Below are 21,894 nucleotides of genomic sequence, written 5' to 3' on the forward strand. Positions count from 1 at the left end.
CCGCACCCGTCGGCGGCCGGCGCGGGCAGCCGCCTACCCGGCTCCGCCGCGGGCGGATATGTGCTCCGCCCAGCCTGCCGGTCCGCCCGCGGCGGTCTGCCGGCTCCGGCCGGGCCGGCCGCGGCGGGCGGCGCGCTCCTCGCGGCGGGCCCGGCGCCTCTCGCGCCGCAGGCTCCGCGCGGTGCTGCTCGGCTCCGACACCACCCCGTACCGCTGGTTCCAGATCTGCCGCGTGATGATCACGTCCAGCACGCCCCACGTCGCCACCACGGTCCCGGCTATCGCGGCCACCACCATGGGCAGGGCCAGCCAGGACCCCGTGAGCGTCAGGAAGAACGCGATCGTCGCCGCGGTCAGCGTGACCGCCACGATCAGCACCGCCCGCACCGCCGACTCCCGCACCGGGTCCGGCAGCCGGCGCCGCCGGGCCGGCTCCTCCTGCCACAGCCCGCGCCGCGGCCCGCCGGCCGCACTGTCGCCCGCACCCGCCGGTGCGCGCACCGACGCTCCCGCGCCCGCGTCCTCGTACGTCCCCATGGCGCGCTCCCTCCCCTCGCACTGCCGGTGGTGTCTACCCTGCCCGCGCAGGGCCGGACGACGCACCCGGCGAAAACCCCTCGAACAGGTAGACGTGCACCGGCCCCGGGAGATTCCCGGATCGCGGACTTTCACCCGTACCGCCTTGCACGCCGGAACGAATACTTCCAGCCATCCGTGCCGCCCCGGGAACCGACCCCCCACCGAGTGGCATCTGCCGCATATCGGAACGCAGTTGCCCGGAGGTATCGGACAACTCGTGATCTTCGCCCGGGCGGCAGGCCGAAAACGTCCGGACACGCCTTCGAAGCCGTCGCGCAGCAGTAGTAGGCTCACGCCGTTTGAGTGACAGAACACCAATCCCCGCAAAGGGGGTTGAGCTGGGGAGGCTGGGGAGGCCATGCGCTTTCGCGGGAAGTCCATCCGCCGGAAGATCGTGGCGCTGCTGCTCGTGCCGCTCGTCTCCCTCACCGCCCTCTGGGGCTTCTCCACCGTCGTCACCGGCCGCCAGGCCCTGCAGCTCCTCGACGTCGCCTACGTCATCGACAAGGTCGGCTACCCGATCGAGGACGTCGTCCGCGTCCTGCAGAAGGAGCGCCGCCAGACCCTTGTCGTCATCGGCGACCCCCGCGCCTCGGCCGCCACCGCCGAGCTCGCCAAGCGCCGCGCCGCCACCGACCGACTCGTCGACCGCATCGGCAGGAACGCCCGCGACCCCGAGGTCGTCGAAGAGCTCTCGCCGGCCGCCAACCAGCGCCTGACCTCCATCCTCGACGCCCTGAACGGCATCGGCACCCTGCGCCGCTCCGTCGACCAGAACACCCTGGACCCCAACCAGGCGCTGGAGATGTACAGCCGGCTCGTCGACCCCTGCTACGACTTCCTGATGAACCTCCACGCCCTGGAGAACGTGGAGATGGACAAGCAGGGCCGCGCCCTCGTCGGCATCACCCGCGCCCGCGAGACCCTCTCCCGCGAGGACGCCGTCATCGCCTCCGCACTCGCCGCGCGCAACGTCGATGCCGCCGACCTGCGCCAGGTCTCCGACCTCGCCGCGAACCGGCGCCTGCTGTACTCGTTCAACCTCGCCATCCTGCCCCCCGCCGAGCGGGACGTCTTCGAGACGTACTGGAACGGGCCCGACACCAAGCCCCTGCGCGACGCGGAGGAACGCTTCCTCTCCGGCGGCCCCGGCAAGAACCCCCGCAGCATCACCGCCGCCCAGTGGGACGACGCCGCCGGCAAGGTCCTCGACGACCTCGCCACCATGGGCACCGCCGCCGGCGACCGCTACCAGGAGCGCGTGGAGCCCGTCGCCGTCAGCGTCCTCGTCCAGGCCGCCGTCGCCGGCGTCCTCGGCTTCTTCGCGCTGCTCGCCTCCCTCTTCATGTCCGTCCGCATCGGCCGCGACCTGATCCGCGACCTCTCCCGGCTGCGCAAGGAGGCCCACGAGGTCTCCGGCGTCCGCCTCCCCGCCGTCATGCGCCGCCTCGCCGCCGGGGAGCACGTCGACGTCGAGACCGAGGCCCCCCGCCTGGAGTACGAGAAGGACGAGGTGGGCCAGGTCGGACTCGCCCTCAACACCCTCCAGCGCGCCGCCGTCGAGGCCGCCGTCAAGCAGGCCGAGCTCCGCAAGGGCGTCTCCGAGGTCTTCGTCAACCTCGCCCGCCGCAACCAGGTGCTGCTCCACCGCCAGCTCACCCTGCTCGACACCATGGAGCGGCGCACCGAGGACGCCGAGGAGCTCGCCGACCTCTTCCGCCTCGACCACATGACCACGCGCATGCGCCGCCACGCCGAGGGCCTCGTGATCCTCTCCGGCGCGGCCCCCTCCCGCCAGTGGCGCCGGCCCGTGCAGCTGATGGACGTCGTCCGCGCCGCCGTCGCCGAGGTCGAGGACTACGAGCGCATCGAGGTCCGCCGCCTGCCCCGCCTCGGCATCGCCGGCCCCGCCGTCGCCGACGTCACCCACCTCGTCGCCGAACTGCTGGAGAACGCCACCGTCTTCTCGCCGCCGCACACCGCCGTCCAGGTCCACGGCGAACGCGTCGCCAACGGCTTCACCCTGGAGATCCACGACCGCGGCCTCGGCATGAACCCCGAAGCACTCCTCGACGCCAACCTGCGCCTCGCCGAGACCCCCGAGTTCGAGCTCTCCGACACCGACCGCCTCGGCCTGTTCGTCGTCAGCCGCCTCGCCCGCCGCCACGACGTGAAGGTCGTCCTCCAGCCCAGCCCCTACGGCGGCACCACCGCCGTGGTGTTCCTGCCCGCAGCGCTGCTCACCGAGGCCCCCGACACCCCCGGCGGCGGACTGCGCCCCGGCGGCGCCAAGCACGACCGCCACGGCCGCCCCGCCGGCCCCGGCAAGCGGCCCGCGCACACCGGCCCGGCCGTGCAGCACGGAGCGGCCGGCCGGCCGCTGCCCGCCGCCGACCGGCGCCGCCCCGTCGAACTCGAAGCCCCCCTCGGCACGCTCGGCCTCGACGGCGCCGACGACACCGCCGCCCTCGACGAGCCCGCCGCGGGCATCGCCGGCCTCACCGGCGTTGGCGGCCGCCCCGCGATGGCGACCCTCGACGACGAGACGCCCCCGCACGGCACGCCCCGCAGCGGCCTGCTCGGCCTGCGCCCCGCCGACCGCCAGCACCCCGAGCGCCGGACGGCCCGCGACCGGGAACCGCTCGCCCCGACCGGCCCCGTCCGGCTGGACGGCCACCGCGCCGACCCGGTCCGCGGCCCCCGCCCCGAGGCCGCCCGCTCCTCGGGCCCCGTGCCGCTGCCGCGCCGCCGCCCCACGCCGACACTGGTGGCCGACCACGGCCGCCGGGTGGAGCCCCGCCCGGTCTCCCCGGTGCCACCCGCGCCGGACCGGCCGGAGCCGGAGCCGGAGCCGCGCGCGACGCAGCCGGAGCAGGCCGCCCCCGCCACGGGGCCCGGCGGACTGCCCCGGCGGGTCCGGCAGGCGAACCTCGCGCCGCAGCTGAGGTCCGCCCCCGCGCCCGCCCCCGCCCGGCCGGAGCCGGAGCCGCCGGCCGAGCGCGACGCCGAAGACGTACGCACCCGTATGTCCGCCCTCCAGCGAGGCTGGACGGCGGGCCGCAACACGCACGCACAGCAGTCCGAGACCGGGGCGGGCACCCGCGCCGGCCGCGGTCCCGCGAACGAGAACGAGGGGGACGGTCGATGACCGCACCGCAGACCGGCAACGACATCCGCAGCCGCGGTTCCGGCCAGCTCAACTGGCTGCTCGACGAACTCGTCGACCGGGTCGGCAGCATCCGCAAGGCGGTCGTCCTCTCCGGCGACGGCCTGCCCACCGGCAGCTCCAAGGACCTGACCCGGGAGGACAGCGAGCACCTGGCCGCCGTCGCCTCCGGCTTCCACAGCCTCGCCAAAGGCGTCGGCCGGCACTTCGACTCCGGCGGCGTCCGCCAGACCGTCGTCGAACTCGACGAGGCGTTCCTCTTCGTGATGGCCGCCGGCGACGGCAGCTGCCTGGCCGTGCTCTCGGACGCCGACTCGGACGTCGGGCAGGTCGCCTACGAGATGACCCTCATGGTCAAGCGCGTCGGCGACCACCTGGCGACCGCCCCGCGCTCCGGACTGCCAGCCGGAGGGTGAGTCGAGGCCGCATGAGCGATCCAGGCGCAGAGCACCAGGAGCACGCCCCCGGTGCGGACACCGCCCGGGCCCACGGCCCCGACGAGCCGCACTGGTTCGACGACGACGCAGGCCCGGTCGTACGCCCGTACGCGATGACCCGCGGCCGGACCAGCCACGCGGGCCGGCACCGGCTCGACCTGATCGCCCTGGTCGTCGCCGAGCCGGCGGCCGACGACCCGGTCTGGGAGCTGACCCTCTCCCCGGAGCACGCCCACATCCTCGGCCTCTGCCGGGAGCGCCCCCAGTCGGTCGCCGAGATCGCGGCCGAACTCGACCTGGCGGTCGGGGTGGTGCGCGTCCTCATCGGAGACCTGGCCGAGGAGGAACTGGTCCACGTGACCCGGCCGGTACCGCCGGCCGAACTGCCCGACGAATCCATTCTGCGTGAGGTGATCGATGGCCTTCGGGCGCTCTAGCCGCGGTGCGATGCACGCCGTCTCCCCGGTCGAGCCGCTGACCCTGAAGATCCTCGTCGCGGGCGGCTTCGGGGCGGGCAAGACCACCCTGGTCGGCGCGGTGAGCGAGATCAGGCCGCTGCGCACCGAGGAGTCGCTCTCCGAGCCGGGTGCGGGCATCGACGACACCGGGGGAGTGGAGGGCAAGAACACCACCACCGTTGCCATGGACTTCGGGCGGATCACCCTGCGCGAGGACCTGGTGCTGTACCTGTTCGGCACCCCGGGCCAGGACCGCTTCTGGTTCCTGTGGGACGAGCTGGCACAGGGCGCCCTGGGCGCCGTGGTCCTCGCCGACACCCGCCGGCTCGCCGACTGCTTCGCCGCGGTCGACTACTTCGAGCGGCGGGGGATCCCCTTCACCGTCGCGGTCAACTGCTTCGACGGGGCCGAACGCCACCCCGTGGTGCACGTCCGGGAGGCGCTGGACCTCGATCCGGGCGTGCCCGTGCTGCTGTGCGACGCCCGCGACCGGGAGTCCGTCAAGGACGTGCTGGTCGGGGTCGTCGAGCATGCCATGTCGACGGCCCGGGCCCGCCGCCGGAGCCTGACCGCCGGCACGTGAAGGCCGGAGCCGCCCGCCGGAGCCGCCCGCCGGAGCGGCCCGCACCCCCGCCGACCGGGGTGCGGGCCGCGGCTTCCGCCGGGCAGGGGGGACGGTCCGGGACCGCGGGGCGCGTGTGAACCCGCTCCGCGGTCCCGTCAGGCATCCGCACACGCCCGGCCTCACCGCACGGCCACGATCGCCGACCCGTGCCCGAACAGCCCCTGGTTCACGGCGATCCCGACCCGCGCCCCCGGCACCTGGCGCGCGCCCGCCGCCCCGCGCAGCTGCCACGTCAGCTCGCACACCTGGGCGATGGCCTGCGCGGGAACGGCCTCCCCGAACGAGGCAAGCCCGCCGCTCGCGTTGACCGGCACCCGCCCGCCGAGCGCCGTGGCGCCCTTCCCCAGGAGCGCCGCGCCCTCGCCCGGGCCGCAGAGGCCGATGTCCTCGTACCACTCCAACTCCAGCGCGGTGGACAGGTCGTACACCTCGGCCAGCGAGAGCTCCTCCGGCCCGATCCCGGCCTCCTCGTACGCGGCCCGCGCGATCGACGCCCGGAACGGCACGGCGGCGCCCGCGGGGCCGGGCCCGGTGCCGCAGCCCGAGTCGGTCGCGATGTCCGGCAGGTCGAGGACCGTCCGCGGATACCGCGGCGTCACCGTCGACACCGCCCGGATCCGCACCGGGTCGGCCGCGCCCCGCGCCCGCGCGAACTCCATGCTGCCGAGCACCAGGGCCGCGCCCCCGTCCGAGGTGGCGCAGACGTCGAGCAGCCGCAGCGGGTCGGCGACGACGGGCGAGGCAGCCACCTCCCCGGCCGTGACCGCCTTCCGGTAGCGGGCCAGCGGGTTCAGCGCCCCGGCCGCCGCGTTCTTCACCTTCACCCGGGCGAAGTCCTCCGCCGTGTCCCCGTACACCGCCATCCGCCGGCGCGCGTACAGCCCGAAGTACGCCGGGTTCGTCGCGCCCAGCAGCCGGAACCGCAGCCAGTCCGGGTCGTCGTGCCGGTCCCCGCCCGCCGGGGCGAAGAACCCCTTGGGCGCCGCGTCCGCCCCCACGACCAGCACCGCGTCGGCCTGTCCGGCGAGGATCTGCGCCCGCGCCGCCGCGACGGCGTGCGCGCCGGACGCGCACGCCGCGTACACGCTGGCCACGCGCGCCCCCTGCCATCCGAGGGCCCGGGCGAACGCGGCGCCCGCCACATGGCCGGGGTATCCGCCGCGCACGGTGCCCGCGCCGACGACGGACTGCACGCCGCGCCACTCCAGCCCCGCGTCGGCGAGCGCGGCCCGCGCCGCGACCCGCCCGTACTCGACGAAACTCCGGCCCCACTTGCCCCACGGGTGCATTCCCGCCCCGAGCACCGCCACGTCCGTCATGCCGGGCCCCCCACCGGCCGGAAGCACCAGGTGGTCCACACGGTGTCCGCGTCCTCGGCCAGCACCCCGCCCACCACCTCGACCTCCATGCCCACCTCCAGGTCGGCCGGACCCACCCCGGGCACGGCCTGCCCCAGCACGACCATCCCCTCCGCCTCCAGCTCCACGGCGAGGAGCGTGTACGGCTCCCAGGGCTCTCCCGGATCGGAGGGGTAGGGGGCGGGCGGCCGGTACCGCCCGTCGGTGTAGGACCACACCCGGCCGCGCCGCGACAGCGGCACCTCCTCCATGGCGCCGCCCCCCGCACAGTGCGGATTGCGGCAGTACGCGTCCTCCCGCGGGAAGAACACCGCCGCGCAGGCCGCACACCGCGTCCCGAGCAGCCGGAAGCCGCCCTCCTCGGTGAACCACCCCGGCACGGCCGGCTTCCGGGTCCGCTCCACAGCCCCTCCTTCTGACGGTCCGTCAGAAGTGTGGGTTCATCCGCGTACGGCGCGCAAGGCGACGGGGAAGTCGAACTGCTCCCGGAACGCCTCCGGCCGGTGCGTGAAGTGCCACCACTCCCCGGGCAGGTTCACGAACCCCTCCGCCTCCAGCACCCGCCGCAGCAGCCGCCGGTTCTCCCGCGCGGCACCGCCCACACGCGGATCGTCCGTGTGGGACAGCGGCCCGAACCAGTCGAACGGCGTGCCCATGTCCACCGGCCGCCGCTCGGGAAGCCGCACCAGCGTCACGTCCACCGTGCTCCCGCGGCTGTGCCCCGACCGCTCCGCGATGTACCCGAGCGCGACCAGCCGCGACTTGTCCACCTCCGGGTAGAACTCCGCCTTCGCCGCCTGGTCGCCGGCGTCCCGCGCCCACCGCACGAACCCGTCCACCGCCCGCTGCGGCCGGTAGCAGTCGTACACCAGCAGCGAGAACCCCTGCCGCCGCAGCACCCGCTGTGCCCGCCGCAGCGCCTCGGCCGCCGGCTTCGCGAGCAGGCACACCGGTTCCTCGTACCCCTCCGCCACCCGCCCCGTGAAATTGCGCGCGGTCGCGTAGCGCATGTCCTGCCCGATGGTCGGATCCACGTCCGACAGCGCCGCGAACCCGCTCGGCGACGAACCCGCCAGCACCGCCAGACACCCCGCAACCACCGCCATCCGCATGCCCCCTGGCCTACCATCACCGCATGCCGGCACACCTGAGGGACTCGCACTGCTCCACCTGCGGAACGCTGTTCGACAGCGACGCCTGGCCCCGCACCTGCACCGCCTGCGGCGCCGTCGCCTACCGCAACCCCCTCCCGGTGGCCGTCGCACTGCTCCCCGCGGAGGACGAGGCGGGCACCGGCCTCGTCGTGATCACCCGCACCATCGAGCCGGCCCTCGGCGGCATCGCCCTCCCCGGCGGCTTCATGGACTTCGGCGAGGACTGGCGCGAAGCGGTCGTCCGCGAACTGCGCGAGGAGACCGGCATCCACGCCCCCGCCGCCGACGTCGCCCTCGCCGACGCCATGAGCTCCCCGGGAGGCCACCTGCTCCTCTTCGGCCTGCTCCCGCCCCGCCCCCTGGCCACCCTCCCCCCGTCGACCCCGACGGACGAGACCACCGGCTGGCACATCCTGCGCACTCCGGCGGAACTGGCCTTCCCCCTGCACACCCGGGCCGCCGCGGCCTGGTTCGCCGGCCGCTACGCCTGACCGGGCCCCACCCCAGCCGGACGCACCGCATACGCGCCCCGCACCACCGCGTCCTCCACCCGGGCCCCCGCCGCGTCCTCCACGACGACCTCGCCGCCCGACCACCGCACCGCGTACCGCTCCACCACCCCCGGCTCGAACCCCGGCCCCGGCTCCCGGACCACGACCCCGCCCCCGGCCCGCCCGGGCGCCGGGGCCCACGCCTCCGGCACCACCCCGCGGCGGGCCTCCGCACCCGCACCCGCCGCACGCACCGCCAGCACGGCACCCGCCCGCGCCAGCACCGGAATCCGCCCCGCCGGCGCGTCCAGCAGCACCCGCCCGGGCCCCTCGTACGCTGCCCCGGTCGCGGTGTCGTACCAGCGGCCACGCGGCAGCCGGACCCCCCGCCGCTCCACCCCCGGCTCCAGGACCGGCGCGACAAGCAGCCCGTCCCCCAACAGGAACGCGTCCTCGCAGTCCCGCAGCGCCCGGTCGCCCGGATCCCCCCACCACAGCGGCCGCACGTACGGGGCGCCGGTCCGGCGCGCCAGGTGCGCCAGCGTCACGAAGTACGGCCGCAGCCGCTCCCGCTCCGCCAGCACCGCGGCCGCGTGCCGCTCCACCTCAGGCCCGAACTCCCACGGCTCCCGGCGCCCCGCCCACAGCGCCGAGTGCGTCCGGAACAGCGGCAGGTATGCGCCGAGCTGCAGCCACCGCAGGTACAGCTCGGGCGACGGCGAGCCCCCGAACCCGCCCACGTCCGGCCCCGAGTACGGGACACCGCACAGCCCGAGCCCCAGCACCAGCGACAGCGAGGCCCGCAGCCCCTCCCACCCGGTCGCGACGTCCCCCGACCAGGTGCCCCCGTACCGCTGCATACCCGCCCACCCCGACCGCGAGAACAGGAACGGCCGCTCGCCCGGCCGCAGCCGCACCAGGCCCTCCCAGCCGGCCCGGGCCATGCCGAGGGCGTACACGTTGTGCGCGGCCCGGTGGTCGCCGCCCTCCCCGTCCAGCGCGTGCCGCGCCGACCGCGGCAGGGTGGTCTCCCCGAACGGCGCGAACGACACCGGCTCGTTCATGTCGTGCCACACCCCCGAGAAGCCCTGCGCGAGCCGCTCCGCGTACAGCCCGCCCCACCACGCGCGCACCTCCGGACACGTGAAATCCGGATAGGCGCACCGCCCCGGCCACACCTCGCCCTGGACCTCCCGCCCCGCCGCGTCCCGTACGAACGCCCCCTGCGCGCCGACCTCCCGCCCCGCGGCGTGCACCGCGTCGCCCACCTTCACCGCGGGGTCGACGATCGACACGAGCCGCACCCCGGCGCCGTCCAACTCCCGGGCGAGCCCCGGCAGGTCGGGGAACCGCTCCCGGTCCACGGTGAACACCCGGTGCCCGTCGTAGTGGTCGATGTCCAGGTGCACCGCCGACAGCGGCAGCCCGCGCGACCGGTACCCGGCCACCACGCGCCGCACCTCGTCCGCGCTCCCGAACCCCCACCGCGCGTGCTGGTACCCCAGCGCCCACGCGGGCGGGACCGCCGGAGCGCCGGTCAGCGCCGCCCAGCCCCGCAGCACCCGCGCCGGGGTGCCCGCCAGCACCCAGCAGCGCAGCGGGCCGCCGTCCATGCGCAGCTCACTCGTACCGGGGCGGTCCGGGCCCGACCCCGCACCCTCCTCGCCCTCGCGCAGCAGCACCCGCCCGTCCCAGGTGCTGTCGTGGAACACCAGGTGCGTGCCCGCGTCCGCGACGACCAGCTGCACGGGCATCGTGATGTACAGCGGGTCGTCACCCGGGCCGAAGGCGCCGCCCGGGTCGGTGTTCCACAGCCGGTACGCACCGTCCCGCAGCCGCGGCCCGCCGGCCCGCCCGCCGAGCCCGAAGAACCGCGCGTCGGCGGCCACCTCCGCCCGCACCATCCACCGCCCGCCGGCACGCGCCCCTGCCCCGGCTCCCGGCCCGCCCGGGTGCGGCTCCCACCAGCGCGGCGGCAGCTCCCGCCGCAGCACCGCCCCGCCCGGAGTGCGCACCTCCACCGCCCCGTACCGCGACACCCCGACGGTCACCCGCTGCGACACCACCCGCCAGCCGCCCCCGGTGTCCGGCTCCAGCACCGCCCGCGGGTCCGGCTCCGGCCCGCCCCCCGGAACGGCGTACGAAGGCCCAGCCGAAGCCCCGTCCCAGCTCCAGAACACCGCCCCGCCCACCGTCACCCGCACCAGCAGCTCGGACCGGGCGAACCGGAGCAGCCCGCCGCCCGGCGCGGGCTCCGTCCCCGCCAGCAGCCCCGGCACCCGCGCCCGCTCCGGCCCGCGCCGCGGCAGCCCCGCCGCGTCCGCACGCCGGTTCCGCAGCGCCGACCGCCAGGCCCGCCTCCCGCCCTCCGTACCGAACCCCTTCAGCGCACGCACCAGATCCCGACCGTCCATGCCGCCCACACTGCCACCGGGACCCGTCCGCACGGGGGACGTTCAGACACCGTTCACCTGCCCCGACCCGCGCCCACGCCCCGGGCACCCCTGGTGCGGAGGTGGATCACATGGCATCGTCCCTGTGTGCCACCGCGAGCCCACCCCGCCCGCGACGGCACGGAACGACCAGCACCGATCCACCCACCTGCGCACCTGCACGCCGACACCGCGGCACACCGTGCACACCACGCGCGGGCCGCACTGACCGGGAGCCGACCCATGACCTCGCCCACCCAGCCGGAACCCCTCTGGACCCCGGGGCCCGACCGGATCGCCGCGGCCCGCATCACCGCCTTCCAGGCGTGGGCGGCCGAGCGGCACGGAGCTCCCGCGGACGGCGGCTACCCGGCACTGCACCGCTGGTCCGTCGAGGAACTCGACACCTTCTGGCAGGCCGTCGCCGAATGGTTCGACGTCCGCTTCACCACCCCCGCCGAGCAGGTCCTCGCCGACCGCTCGATGCCCGGCGCCCGCTGGTTCCCCGGCGCCACCCTCAACTACGCCGAGCACGCGCTGCGCGCCGGCGAGGACCCGGCCCGTGCCGGCGACGCCGCGCTCCTCCACGTCGACGAGACCCACGAGCCCGTCCCCGTCACCTGGTCCGAGCTCCGCGGCCGCGTCGGCGCACTCGCCGCCGAGCTGCGCGCCCTCGGCGTACGCCCCGGCGACCGCGTCAGCGGCTACCTCCCCAACATCCCCGAGGCCGTCGTCGCCCTCCTCGCGACCGCCGCCGTCGGCGGCGTCTGGACCTCCTGCGCCCCCGACTTCGGCGCCCGCAGCGTCCTCGACCGCTTCCAGCAGGTCGAGCCCGTCGTCCTGTTCACCGTCGACGGCTACCGCTACGGCGGCAAGCAGCACGACCGCAGCGACACCGTGGCCGAACTCCGCGCCGAGCTCCCCTCCCTGCGCGCCGTCGTCCACATCCCGCTGCTCGGCACGCCCGCCCCCGAAGGCACCCTCGCCTGGTCGGACCTGGTCTCCACCCCGGCCGAGCCGGTCTTCGAGCCCGTCCCCTTCGACCACCCGCTGTGGGTCCTCTACTCCTCGGGTACGACGGGCCTGCCCAAGGCGATCGTCCAGTCGCAGGGCGGCATCCTCCTGGAGCACCTCAAGCAGCTCGGCCTGCACTGCGACCTCGGCCCCGAGGACCGCTTCTTCTGGTACACCTCCACCGGCTGGATGATGTGGAACTTCCTCGTCTCCGGCCTGCTGACCGGCACCACCGTCGTCCTGTACGACGGCAGCCCCGGCTATCCGGACACCGGCGCCCAGTGGCGGATCGCCGAGCGCACCCGGGCCACCCTGTACGGCACGTCCGCCGCGTACGTGATGGCCTGCCGCAAAGCCGGGGTCCACCCGTCCCGCGACTTCGACCTCTCCGCCGTCAAGTGCGTCGCGACGACCGGCTCCCCGCTGCCGCCCGACGGCTTCCGCTGGCTCCACGACGAGGTCGCCGAGGACCTGTGGATCGCCTCCGTCAGCGGCGGCACGGACGTGTGCAGCTGCTTCGCCGGCGCCGTCCCCACCCTCCCCGTCCACATCGGCGAGCTCCAGGCCGCCTGCCTCGGCACCGACCTGCAGTCCTGGGACCCGTCCGGCAAGCCGCTCACCGGCGAGGTCGGCGAGCTCGTCGTCACCAACCCCATGCCGTCGATGCCGGTCCGCTTCTGGAACGACCCGGACGGGAGCCGCTACCGCGACAGCTACTTCGAGACCTACCCCGGCGTGTGGCGCCACGGCGACTGGATCACGATCACCGACCACGGCTCCGTCGTGATCCACGGCCGCTCCGACTCCACCCTCAACCGGCAGGGCGTCCGCATGGGCTCCGCGGACATCTACGAGGCCGTCGAACGCCTTCCGGAGATCAGGGAATCGCTCGTCATCGGCCTGGAGGAGCCGAACGGCGGCTACTGGATGCCGCTGTTCGTCCACCTCGCCCCCGGCACCACCCTGGACGAGGACCTCAAGGGCCGCATCAAGGCCACGATCCGCGAGGAGCTCTCCCCGCGGCACGTGCCCGACGAGATCATCGAGGTGCCGGCCATCCCCCACACCCTGACCGGCAAGCGCATCGAGGTCCCCGTCAAGCGGCTGCTCCAGGGCACGCCCCTGGAGAAGGCCGTCAACCCCGGCTCCGTGGACAACCTCGAACTCCTCCGCTTCTACCAGGAGCTGGCCCGCACCCGCACCGGCTCCTGAGGCACCGGACGGGCGTTGTCAGTGGCTCTGATTACTCTGAGTGAGCATTTGTTCGCACACCAGGGGGAGCCATGCCAGACACACGGAAGACGACGACGCTGCGCCGCGAGGTACCCGGCACGATCGGCCTGCTCGCCGACCCCCGGGACTTCGCGGCCATGCGCCGCTACCGCAGCTTCGCCTTCGACGACCACCGCGACTACCTGCGGCACGTCGACGACCTGCTGAAATCCCTCGCCGCACAGGGCATCCACACCACGGTCGCCCTCTTCGACCCCGAGCAGTACGCCGCCTTCTGCGCCGAACAGGGCCTCGACCCCGACACGGCCGCCTCCCGCACCCGCTTCACCGCCGAACTCGCCGGCACCGGACCCGGACTCCCGTACACGGGGCTGCCCGTCGCCGACATGGTGCCGCTCCTGGTCGACGAGGCCGCCCGGCAGGCCACCTGGGAGTACGCGGCCGCCATCCTCGCCCGCGCCGGAACCTGCGCCGACTGCGGCCAGGACATCGGCCGGTCCGCGTTCGAGCGGGCGGCCACGGCGGTCACCCGCCTCGTCGCCGGGGCCGGCACCGGACACCACCACGCCGTGTGCAGCATCCCCAGCGGCGAGCGACAGCTCGTCGCCGTCCTGCACGCCCGCACGGCAGGACCACCGGGCCCGGCCGACCTGCCGGGCTTCGATCCGGACGGTCGCGAGGCCCTCGACTTCGTCACCGTCCTGGCCGCCGGGATGGCCCTGGGCGGAGCCGGAGGCCTCGTCCTGCGCACCACCGCCGACGGGGGCGGCGACCGGGTCCACGGATGGCGCCTGGAAGGGGGCGGCCTCGTCCCGCTGTCCGCAGCCGCCGTCTTCAACGCCTACTGCACCGACCCCGACACCGGCGACCCGGTCGCTCCCGAACACGGCGTCGACTACCGGCCCGGGTTCGAGGTGGACGACCCGCCCCCGCACCACTGAGCAGTCCCGCCGGGCGCCCGCAGAAGCCGAGGGACCCCCGCCACGACTGGCGGGGGCCCCTCGACCGACCAAGCTCTGATTCCCTGCGGCGCCTACTCGCCGGACAGCACCGCCTGCGCGGCCGTCCGCGCCTCCTCGGCACTGTCCGCGGCACGCGCGGCCGCCGCGGCACGCTCGCACTGGGCGAGCGTGTACTTGGCGAGCGTCGCCCGCACGTACGGGATCGACGCCGCACCCATCGACAGGGAGGTCACGCCCAGACCCGTCAGCACACAGGCCAGCAGCGGATCCGACGCGGCCTCGCCGCACACGCCGCAGCTCTTGCCCTCGGCCCGCGCCGCCTCCGCCGACAGCGCGACCAGGTCGAGCAGTGCCGGCTGCCACGGGTCCTGCAGCCGGGACACCGCACCCACCTGCCGGTCCGCGGCGAACGTGTACTGGGCCAGGTCGTTCGTGCCCAGCGACAGGAACTCGACCTCCTGGAGGATCGAGCGCGCCCGCAGTGCCGCGGACGGGATCTCCACCATCGCCCCGAACTTCGCCTGGAGCCCGGCGGCCCGGCAGGCGTCCGCGAACGCCTTCGCGTCGGCCCGGTCGGCGACCATCGGAGCCATGACCTCCAGGTGCACCGGCAGGCCCTCGGCCGCCTTCGCCAGCGCGGTCAGCTGGGTCCGGAGCACCTCCGGGTGGTCCAGCAGGGTGCGCAGGCCCCGCACGCCCAGCGCCGGGTTCGGCTCGTCGGACGGCGTCAGGAAGTCCAGCGGCTTGTCCGCGCCCGCGTCCAGCACGCGCACCACGACCCGGCCCTCGGGGAACGCCTCCAGGACCTTGCGGTAGGAGTCGACCTGCTTCTCCTCCGACGGCGCCTTCTTGCTGTCGTCGAGGAAGAGGAACTCGGTGCGGAACAGGCCGACGCCCTCGGCCCCGGCCTCCACCGCGGCGGGCACGTCCGCCGGACCGCCGACGTTGGCCAGCAGCGGCACCCGGTGCCCGTCGGAGGTCGCCCCCGGACCGGAGGAGGCGGCCAGGGCCGCCTTCCGCTCGGCGGCAGCGGTCTCCAGCTCGGCCTTCTTCGCACTGCTCGGGTCGACGAAGACCTCGCCGGTCGAGCCGTCCACCGCGATGACGGTGCCCTCGGCGATCTCGCCTGCCCCAGGCAGCGCGACCACGGCCGGCACGCCGAGCGCCCGCGCGAGGATCGCGCTGTGGCTGGTCGGCCCGCCCTCCTCGGTGACGAAGCCGAGGACGAGCGCCGGGTCGAGCAGCGCGGTGTCCGCGGGAGCCAGGTCCCGCGCGATCAGCACGTACGGCTCGTTGCTGTCCGGCACACCCGGCATCGGCACACCGAGCAGGCGCGCCACGATCCTGTTGCGGACGTCGTCCAGGTCCGCCACACGTCCGGCCATGTACTCGCCGGCCCCGGCGAGCAGGTCCCGGTAGGCGGCGAACGCGTCGTACACACCGCGTTCGGCGGTGCTGCCGACGGCGATCCGCCGGTCGACGTCCGCCATCAGCTCGGGGTCCTCCGCGATCATGGCCTGGGCTTCCAGCACGTGCTGGGCCTCGCCACCGGCCAGCTGGCCGCGCGCGACCAGGTCGGCCGCAACCGCACTGACGGCCTTGCGTGCGCGCCCCTGTTCGCGCTCCGCCTCGTCCGCCGTGATCTGCCGGGCCGGCGGCTCCAGGACCGCCGTGCCCATGTGCCGCACCTCGCCGATGGCCACGCCGTGGCTCACGCCGACGCCTCGCAGCGTTGTCTCCATTTCACCCGTCTCCGATTGAGCGGCGGCCCCGGCCGCCGCGGTGGATGTCCGACTCGCCCGTGCCGGGCGGACGCGTCCCTGCCGGTCGGCTCAGTTCCAGCCGAAGAGGGCGTCACCGGTCGCGACGTCGCCGGTCTCGGCGACATCGACGAGGGACTCCGCGGAAGCCTCCAGCGCCACGACGGGGCAGATCGGCGACTTGCCGGCAGCCTCGACGGCCGCCGGGTTCCAGCGGATGAGAGCCTGGCCGCGGCTCACGGTGTCGCCCTTCTCGACGAGCAGCTCGAAGCCCTCGCCGTTGAGCTGGACGGTGTCGATCCCGAGGTGGGTGAGAACGCCGTGCCCCTCGCTGTCGACGACGACGTACGCGTGCGGGTGGAGGGAGACGACCACACCGTCGACGGGGGACACCGCCTCGGAAGCCTCACGCACGGGGTCGATCGCGGTGCCCGGTCCGACCATCGCGCCGGAGAACACCGGATCGGGCACTGCCGCGAGTCCGATGGCGCGCCCGGCAAGAGGGGACGTGACGGTGGTCATGGGGGCCTCCCAGGGGGTGGGGCTTCGTCGCCACGCCGTCACTGACTGTCGTCGACGGCGCACGTTCAGAAGGGTATGTCATGAGATGTCCCGGTTCGCGCGAATCGAACCTCCTGACGGAGGCCGCGGAGCGCGTCCGCCGACACCGTAGTGGACTAGACCATACGCCTGATTCGATTTGCCTGTGAACCACGGGAGCGCTACTGTCGTGACTCCCGCCACGACGGCCCGTGTGAACTCCTCACGAACAGCCGGTGGAGTGGTCGGGAACCAACCACCTCAGAAGCTGATCTCCGACTCCGATCTCAGCTCTCTCGCGCACGCCGTAAGGCGAAGCGGCCGAGTTGCGGAGAACGGGAAAAGCCCTGATATGGTCGGACCCGCCGGAAAGGGAAAGCGCGAAAGCGAAAACCCCGGAAAGCGGAGCGCGAAAGACTCTGATAGAGTCGAAAACGCAAAAACGAAGAACGAAAGCCCGGAGGGAAGCCCCAGTAAGTGTTACTGCGGGTGAGTACGAAGGAAGCGTCCGTTCCTTGAGAACTCAACAGCGTGCCAAAAATCAACGCCAGAAGTTGATACCCCGTCCACTTCGGTGGATGAGGTTCCTTTGAAAAAGACCTGTGAGGCTTCCTCTGGAAGTGCTTGCAGGCAACAACACAGCGAGGACGCAGTGGTCAGTCGGTCCTATTCCGGCATGACTGGCCCGCTCTACGTGTGTGTGCACCGGATGACCGGTAAACATTCATGGAGAGTTTGATCCTGGCTCAGGACGAACGCTGGCGGCGTGCTTAACACATGCAAGTCGAACGATGAACCTCCTTCGGGAGGGGATTAGTGGCGAACGGGTGAGTAACACGTGGGCAATCTGCCCTTCACTCTGGGACAAGCCCTGGAAACGGGGTCTAATACCGGATACGACTGCGGAAGGCATCTTCCGCGGTGGAAACTCCGGCGGTGAAGGATGAGCCCGCGGCCTATCAGCTTGTTGGTGGGGTAATGGCCTACCAAGGCGACGACGGGTAGCCGGCCTGAGAGGGCGACCGGCCACACTGGGACTGAGACACGGCCCAGACTCCTACGGGAGGCAGCAGTGGGGAATATTGCACAATGGGCGAAAGCCTGATGCAGCGACGCCGCGTGAGGGATGACGGCCTTCGGGTTGTAAACCTCTTTCAGCAGGGAAGAAGCGAAAGTGACGGTACCTGCAGAAGAAGCGCCGGCTAACTACGTGCCAGCAGCCGCGGTAATACGTAGGGCGCAAGCGTTGTCCGGAATTATTGGGCGTAAAGAGCTCGTAGGCGGCCAGTCACGTCGGATGTGAAAGCCCGAGGCTTAACCTCGGGTCTGCATTCGATACGGGCTGGCTAGAGTGTGGTAGGGAGATCGGAATTCCTGGTGTAGCGGTGAAATGCGCAGATATCAGGAGGAACACCGGTGGCGAAGGCGGATCTCTGGGCCATTACTGACGCTGAGGAGCGAAAGCGTGGGGAGCGAACAGGATTAGATACCCTGGTAGTCCACGCCGTAAACGTTGGGAACTAGGTGTTGGCGACATTCCACGTCGTCGGTGCCGCAGCTAACGCATTAAGTTCCCCGCCTGGGGAGTACGGCCGCAAGGCTAAAACTCAAAGGAATTGACGGGGGCCCGCACAAGCGGCGGAGCATGTGGCTTAATTCGACGCAACGCGAAGAACCTTACCAAGGCTTGACATATACCGGAAACATCCAGAGATGGGTGCCCCCTTGTGGTCGGTATACAGGTGGTGCATGGCTGTCGTCAGCTCGTGTCGTGAGATGTTGGGTTAAGTCCCGCAACGAGCGCAACCCTTGTCCTGTGTTGCCAGCATGCCCTTCGGGGTGATGGGGACTCACAGGAGACCGCCGGGGTCAACTCGGAGGAAGGTGGGGACGACGTCAAGTCATCATGCCCCTTATGTCTTGGGCTGCACACGTGCTACAATGGCCGGTACAATGAGCTGCGATACCGTGAGGTGGAGCGAATCTCAAAAAGCCGGTCTCAGTTCGGATTGGGGTCTGCAACTCGACCCCATGAAGTCGGAGTCGCTAGTAATCGCAGATCAGCATTGCTGCGGTGAATACGTTCCCGGGCCTTGTACACACCGCCCGTCACGTCACGAAAGTCGGTAACACCCGAAGCCGGTGGCCCAACCCTTGTGGAGGGAGCCGTCGAAGGTGGGACTGGCGATTGGGACGAAGTCGTAACAAGGTAGCCGTACCGGAAGGTGCGGCTGGATCACCTCCTTTCTAAGGAGCACAGTACCGATTGCAGGCAAACGTTCTGCACGGTCAGCTCATGGGTGGAACGTTGATTAGTTGGCATCTTCGGATCTGATGGTTCTCGAGTACTGCTTCGGCGTGGAAAGAGGATGCGGATGAACGAGGGTGCCTGGCACGTTGTTGGGTCCTGAAGGCACGGCCGTCTGGCTAGTCTTCAGTGCCGGCCCCGGTAAAGCTCTGTTTCGGCAGGGTGTGACGGGTGGCTGGTCGTTGTTTGAGAACTACACAGTGGACGCGAGCATCTGTGGCCAAGTTTTTAAGGGCGCACGGTGGATGCCTTGGCACCAGGAACCGATGAAGGACGTGAGAGGCCGCGATAGGCCCCGGGGAGCTGCCAACTGAGCTTTGATCCGGGGGTGTCCGAATGGGGAAACCCGGCAGTCGTCATGGGCTGTCACCCGCTGCTGAACACATAGGCAGTGTGGAGGGAACGAGGGGAAGTGAAACATCTCAGTACCCTCAGGAAGAGAAAACAACCGTGATTCCGGGAGTAGTGGCGAGCGAAACCGGATGAGGCCAAACCGTATGCGTGTGATACCCGGCAGGGGTTGCGCATGCGGGGTTGTGGGAATGAGCTTCAGTCGTCTGCCGGCGGCTGGGCGAGTCAGAAACCGTTGGTGTAGTCGAAGGACATGCGAAAGGTCCGGCGTAGAGGGTAAGACCCCCGTAGACGAAACATCAGCGGCTTGCTTGCTCATCTCCCAAGTAGCACGGGGCCCGAGAAATCCCGTGTGAATCTGGCGGGACCACCCGCTAAGCCTAAATATTCCCTGGTGACCGATAGCGGATAGTACCGTGAGGGAATGGTGAAAAGTACCGCGGGAGCGGAGTGAAATAGTACCTGAAACCGTGTGCCTACAAGCCGTGGGAGCGTCGGACGTGCTTGCACGTCTCGTGACTGCGTGCCTTTTGAAGAATGAGCCTGCGAGTTAGCGGTGTGTAGCGAGGTTAACCCGTGTGGGGAAGCCGTAGCGAAAGCGAGTCCGAACAGGGCGTTTGAGTTGCACGCTCTAGACCCGAAGCGGAGTGATCTAGCCATGGGCAGGTTGAAGCGGAGGTAAGACTTCGTGGAGGACCGAACCCACCAGGGTTGAAAACCTGGGGGATGACCTGTGGTTAGGGGTGAAAGGCCAATCAAACTCCGTGATAGCTGGTTCTCCCCGAAATGCATTTAGGTGCAGCGTCGTGTGTTTCTTGCCGGAGGTAGAGCACTGGATAGGCGATGGGCCCTACCGGGTTACTGACCTTAGCCAAACTCCGAATGCCGGTAAGTGAGAGCGCGGCAGTGAGACTGTGGGGGATAAGCTCCATGGTCGAGAGGGAAACAGCCCAGAGCATCGACTAAGGCCCCTAAGCGTACGCTAAGTGGGAAAGGATGTGGAGTCGCAGAGACAACCAGGAGGTTGGCTTAGAAGCAGCCACCCTTGAAAGAGTGCGTAATAGCTCACTGGTCAAGTGATTCCGCGCCGACAATGTAGCGGGGCTCAAGCGTACCGCCGAAGTCGTGTCATTGCAGTAATACTCCCAACGGAGGCTGTGATGGGTAGGGGCGTCGTGTGCCGGGTGAAGCAGCCGCGGAAGCGAGTTGTGGACGGTTCACGAGTGAGAATGCAGGCATGAGTAGCGATACACACGTGAGAAACGTGTGCGCCGATTGACTAAGGGTTCCTGGGTCAAGCTGATCTGCCCAGGGTAAGTCGGGACCTAAGGCGAGGCCGACAGGCGTAGTCGATGGACAACCGGTTGATATTCCGGTACCCGCTTTGAAACGCCCAATATCGAGGCGAGCGATGCTAAGTCCGTGAAGCCGTCCTGGATCCTTCGGGTGAAGGGAAGTGGTGGAGCCGACGAACCGGACTTGTAGTAGGTAAGCGATGGGGTGACGCAGGAAGGTAGTCCAGCCCGGGCGGTGGTTGTCCCGGGGTAAGGGTGTAGGCCGAGGGGTAGGCAAATCCGTCCCTCATACAAGGTTGAGACCTGATGCCGAGCCGATTGTGGCGAAGTGGATGATCCTATGCTGTCGAGAAAAGCCTCTAGCGAGTTTCATGGCGGCCCGTACCTAAACCGACTCAGGTGGTCAGGTAGAGAATACCGAGGCGTTCGGGTGAACTATGGTTAAGGAACTCGGCAAAATGCCCCGTAACTTCGGGAGAAGGGGCCATTCCTGGTGATAGGTCTTGCACCTTGAGCTGGGGTGGCCGCAGAGACCAGCGAGAAGCGACTGTTTACTAAAAACACAGGTCCGTGCGAAGCCGTAAGGCGATGTATACGGACTGACGCCTGCCCGTGCTGGAACGTTAAGGGGACCGGTTAGCTCCATTTCGGTGGGGCGAAGCTGAGAACTTAAGCGCCAGTAAACGGCGGTGGTAACTATAACCATCCTAAGGTAGCGAAATTCCTTGTCGGGTAAGTTCCGACCTGCACGAATGGCGTAACGACTTCTCGACTGTCTCAACCATAGGCCCGGTGAAATTGCACTACGAGTAAAGATGCTCGTTTCGCGCAGCAGGACGGAAAGACCCGGGACCTTTACTACAGTTTGATATTGGTGTTCGGTTCGGCTTGTGTAGGATAGGTGGGAGACTGTGAAGCGGCCACGCCAGTGGTTGTGGAGTCGTCGTTGAAATACCACTCTGGTCGTGCTGGATGTCTAACCTCGGTCCGTGATCCGGATCAGGGACAGTGTCTGATGGGTAGTTTAACTGGGGCGGTTGCCTCCCAAAGGGTAACGGAGGCGCCCAAAGGTTCCCTCAGCCTGGTTGGCAATCAGGTGTTGAGTGTAAGTGCACAAGGGAGCTTGACTGTGAGACCGACGGGTCGAGCAGGGACGAAAGTCGGGACTAGTGATCCGGCGGTGGCTTGTGGAAGCGCCGTCGCTCAACGGATAAAAGGTACCCCGGGGATAACAGGCTGATCTTCCCCAAGAGTCCATATCGACGGGATGGTTTGGCACCTCGATGTCGGCTCGTCGCATCCTGGGGCTGGAGTCGGTCCCAAGGGTTGGGCTGTTCGCCCATTAAAGCGGTACGCGAGCTGGGTTTAGAACGTCGTGAGACAGTTCGGTCCCTATCCGCTGTGCGCGTAGGAATATTGAGAAGGGCTGTCCCTAGTACGAGAGGACCGGGACGGACGAACCTCTGGTGTGCCAGTTGTCCTGCCAAGGGCATGGCTGGTTGGCTACGTTCGGGAGGGATAACCGCTGAAAGCATCTAAGCGGGAAGCCTGCTTCAAGATGAGTATTCCCACCTCCTTGAGAGGGTAAGGCTCCCAGTAGACGACTGGGTTGATAGGCCAGATGTGGAAGCCCGGTAACGGGTGGAGCTGACTGGTACTAATAGGCCGAGGGCTTGTCCTCAGTTGCTCGCGTCCACTGTGTTAGTTCTGAAGCAACGAACTCGCCATTGC

The 21,894-nt window shown here is 70.6% G+C and carries 14 protein-coding genes and 2 rRNA genes; 9 read left to right on the forward strand and 7 right to left on the reverse strand.

From position 1 onward, the window contains the following. Positions 1-33: 33 nt before the first annotated feature. Entirely contained in the window at positions 34-537 is a 504-nt protein-coding gene (locus MUK52_RS26220) for a hypothetical protein (protein WP_284580588.1), read from the reverse strand. A 400-nt stretch (positions 538-937) separates the two neighbouring features. Between MUK52_RS26220 and MUK52_RS26225 the strand changes: the two genes are divergently transcribed. From MUK52_RS26225 to MUK52_RS26240, 4 genes are read left to right on the forward strand one after another with little or no spacing between them, the layout of a single operon-like run. Next, positions 938-3,727, forward strand: a complete 2,790-nt coding sequence (locus MUK52_RS26225; protein ID WP_114056681.1) for a nitrate- and nitrite sensing domain-containing protein — start codon at positions 938-940, stop codon at positions 3,725-3,727. Beyond that, positions 3,724-4,161: a roadblock/LC7 domain-containing protein gene (locus MUK52_RS26230; protein ID WP_114056680.1), complete on the forward strand. Its 438-nt coding sequence runs from the start codon at positions 3,724-3,726 to the stop codon at positions 4,159-4,161. The genes MUK52_RS26225 and MUK52_RS26230 overlap by 4 nt, the downstream gene beginning before the upstream one ends. 11 nt (positions 4,162-4,172) lie before the next feature. Next, on the forward strand, positions 4,173-4,619 hold the full coding sequence (locus MUK52_RS26235) for a DUF742 domain-containing protein (RefSeq protein WP_284580591.1): 447 nt from the start codon (positions 4,173-4,175) through the stop codon (positions 4,617-4,619). Then, on the forward strand, positions 4,600-5,223 hold the full coding sequence (locus MUK52_RS26240; RefSeq protein WP_114056679.1) for a GTP-binding protein: 624 nt from the start codon (positions 4,600-4,602) through the stop codon (positions 5,221-5,223). The genes MUK52_RS26235 and MUK52_RS26240 overlap by 20 nt, the downstream gene beginning before the upstream one ends. Positions 5,224-5,384: 161 nt before the next feature. Here MUK52_RS26240 and MUK52_RS26245 read toward each other — a convergent pair whose 3' ends face one another. The 3 genes from MUK52_RS26245 to MUK52_RS26255 are packed head-to-tail and all read right to left on the reverse strand — an operon-like array spanning position 5,385 to position 7,729. Next, a complete protein-coding gene (locus MUK52_RS26245) occupies positions 5,385-6,584 on the reverse strand; it encodes a lipid-transfer protein (protein ID WP_284580595.1) in 1,200 nt (399 codons plus the stop codon). Continuing rightward, positions 6,581-7,027, reverse strand: a complete 447-nt coding sequence (locus MUK52_RS26250; RefSeq protein WP_114056678.1) for a Zn-ribbon domain-containing OB-fold protein — start codon at positions 7,025-7,027, stop codon at positions 6,581-6,583. The genes MUK52_RS26245 and MUK52_RS26250 overlap by 4 nt, the downstream gene beginning before the upstream one ends. A 36-nt stretch (positions 7,028-7,063) precedes the next feature. Beyond that, positions 7,064-7,729: a M15 family metallopeptidase gene (locus tag MUK52_RS26255; protein WP_246042637.1), complete on the reverse strand. Its 666-nt coding sequence runs from the start codon at positions 7,727-7,729 to the stop codon at positions 7,064-7,066. Positions 7,730-7,758: 29 nt separating this feature from the next. On the opposite strand from MUK52_RS26255, the gene MUK52_RS26260 reads away from it, so the two are divergent. Then, complete coding sequence (locus MUK52_RS26260; protein ID WP_114056676.1) at positions 7,759-8,268, forward strand: NUDIX domain-containing protein; 510 nt, start codon at positions 7,759-7,761, stop codon at positions 8,266-8,268. On the opposite strand, the gene MUK52_RS26265 is transcribed toward MUK52_RS26260, so the two are convergent. After that, the gene (locus MUK52_RS26265; protein ID WP_284580601.1) at positions 8,259-10,682 is read right to left on the reverse strand and encodes a glycoside hydrolase family 31 protein; all 2,424 of its coding nucleotides are present in this window, start codon (positions 10,680-10,682) and stop codon (positions 8,259-8,261) included. The genes MUK52_RS26260 and MUK52_RS26265 overlap by 10 nt on opposite strands. Positions 10,683-10,943: 261 nt before the next feature. Here MUK52_RS26265 and MUK52_RS26270 point away from each other — a divergent pair, with 261 nt between their 5' ends. Both MUK52_RS26270 and MUK52_RS26275 read left to right on the forward strand, forming a co-directional pair. Next, positions 10,944-12,926 carry an acetoacetate--CoA ligase gene (locus MUK52_RS26270; protein ID WP_114056675.1) on the forward strand — a complete coding sequence of 661 codons (1,983 nt, stop codon included), beginning with the start codon at positions 10,944-10,946 and terminating at the stop codon, positions 12,924-12,926. A 71-nt stretch (positions 12,927-12,997) separates the two neighbouring features. Beyond that, positions 12,998-13,888, forward strand: a complete 891-nt coding sequence (locus MUK52_RS26275) for a DUF8829 domain-containing protein (protein WP_174250429.1) — start codon at positions 12,998-13,000, stop codon at positions 13,886-13,888. Positions 13,889-13,980: 92 nt separating this feature from the next. On the opposite strand, the gene ptsP is transcribed toward MUK52_RS26275, so the two are convergent. After that, positions 13,981-15,651 (reverse strand): phosphoenolpyruvate--protein phosphotransferase, encoded by a 1,671-nt coding sequence (gene ptsP / locus MUK52_RS26280; RefSeq protein ID WP_284580604.1) that lies wholly within the window; start codon positions 15,649-15,651, stop codon positions 13,981-13,983. Between the two features lie 90 nt (positions 15,652-15,741). Beyond that, positions 15,742-16,191 carry a PTS sugar transporter subunit IIA gene (locus MUK52_RS26285; RefSeq protein ID WP_114056673.1) on the reverse strand — a complete coding sequence of 150 codons (450 nt, stop codon included), beginning with the start codon at positions 16,189-16,191 and terminating at the stop codon, positions 15,742-15,744. Positions 16,192-16,932: 741 nt separating this feature from the next. On the opposite strand from MUK52_RS26285, the gene MUK52_RS26290 reads away from it, so the two are divergent. After that, positions 16,933-18,456: ribosomal RNA gene (locus tag MUK52_RS26290) — 16S ribosomal RNA — on the forward strand. Positions 18,457-18,735: 279 nt separating this feature from the next. After that, positions 18,736-21,844: ribosomal RNA gene (locus MUK52_RS26295) — 23S ribosomal RNA — on the forward strand. Together the 16S and 23S rRNA genes form the textbook arrangement of a ribosomal RNA operon. The last annotated feature ends 50 nt before the right edge of the window (positions 21,845-21,894 follow it).

Source organism: Streptomyces sp. 2P-4, assembly GCF_030167965.1.
Taxonomy (GTDB): domain Bacteria; phylum Actinomycetota; class Actinomycetes; order Streptomycetales; family Streptomycetaceae; genus Streptomyces; species Streptomyces globosus_A.

What these genes read in the sequence shown, in the direction of transcription:
- MUK52_RS26255 (WP_246042637.1), bottom strand. Translation starts at nt 7,729, where the DNA reads ATGGCGGTGGTTGCGGGGTGTCTGGCGGTGCTGGCGGGTTCGTCGCCG.
- MUK52_RS26275 (WP_174250429.1), top strand. Translation starts at nt 12,998, where the DNA reads ATGCCAGACACACGGAAGACGACGACGCTGCGCCGCGAGGTACCCGGC.
- ptsP (WP_284580604.1), bottom strand. Translation starts at nt 15,651, where the DNA reads ATGGAGACAACGCTGCGAGGCGTCGGCGTGAGCCACGGCGTGGCCATC.
- MUK52_RS26235 (WP_284580591.1), top strand. Translation starts at nt 4,173, where the DNA reads ATGAGCGATCCAGGCGCAGAGCACCAGGAGCACGCCCCCGGTGCGGAC.
- MUK52_RS26225 (WP_114056681.1), top strand. Translation starts at nt 938, where the DNA reads ATGCGCTTTCGCGGGAAGTCCATCCGCCGGAAGATCGTGGCGCTGCTG.
- MUK52_RS26270 (WP_114056675.1), top strand. Translation starts at nt 10,944, where the DNA reads ATGACCTCGCCCACCCAGCCGGAACCCCTCTGGACCCCGGGGCCCGAC.
- MUK52_RS26245 (WP_284580595.1), bottom strand. Translation starts at nt 6,584, where the DNA reads ATGACGGACGTGGCGGTGCTCGGGGCGGGAATGCACCCGTGGGGCAAG.
- MUK52_RS26265 (WP_284580601.1), bottom strand. Translation starts at nt 10,682, where the DNA reads ATGGACGGTCGGGATCTGGTGCGTGCGCTGAAGGGGTTCGGTACGGAG.
- MUK52_RS26285 (WP_114056673.1), bottom strand. Translation starts at nt 16,191, where the DNA reads ATGACCACCGTCACGTCCCCTCTTGCCGGGCGCGCCATCGGACTCGCG.
- MUK52_RS26260 (WP_114056676.1), top strand. Translation starts at nt 7,759, where the DNA reads ATGCCGGCACACCTGAGGGACTCGCACTGCTCCACCTGCGGAACGCTG.
- MUK52_RS26240 (WP_114056679.1), top strand. Translation starts at nt 4,600, where the DNA reads ATGGCCTTCGGGCGCTCTAGCCGCGGTGCGATGCACGCCGTCTCCCCG.
- MUK52_RS26230 (WP_114056680.1), top strand. Translation starts at nt 3,724, where the DNA reads ATGACCGCACCGCAGACCGGCAACGACATCCGCAGCCGCGGTTCCGGC.
- MUK52_RS26220 (WP_284580588.1), bottom strand. Translation starts at nt 537, where the DNA reads ATGGGGACGTACGAGGACGCGGGCGCGGGAGCGTCGGTGCGCGCACCG.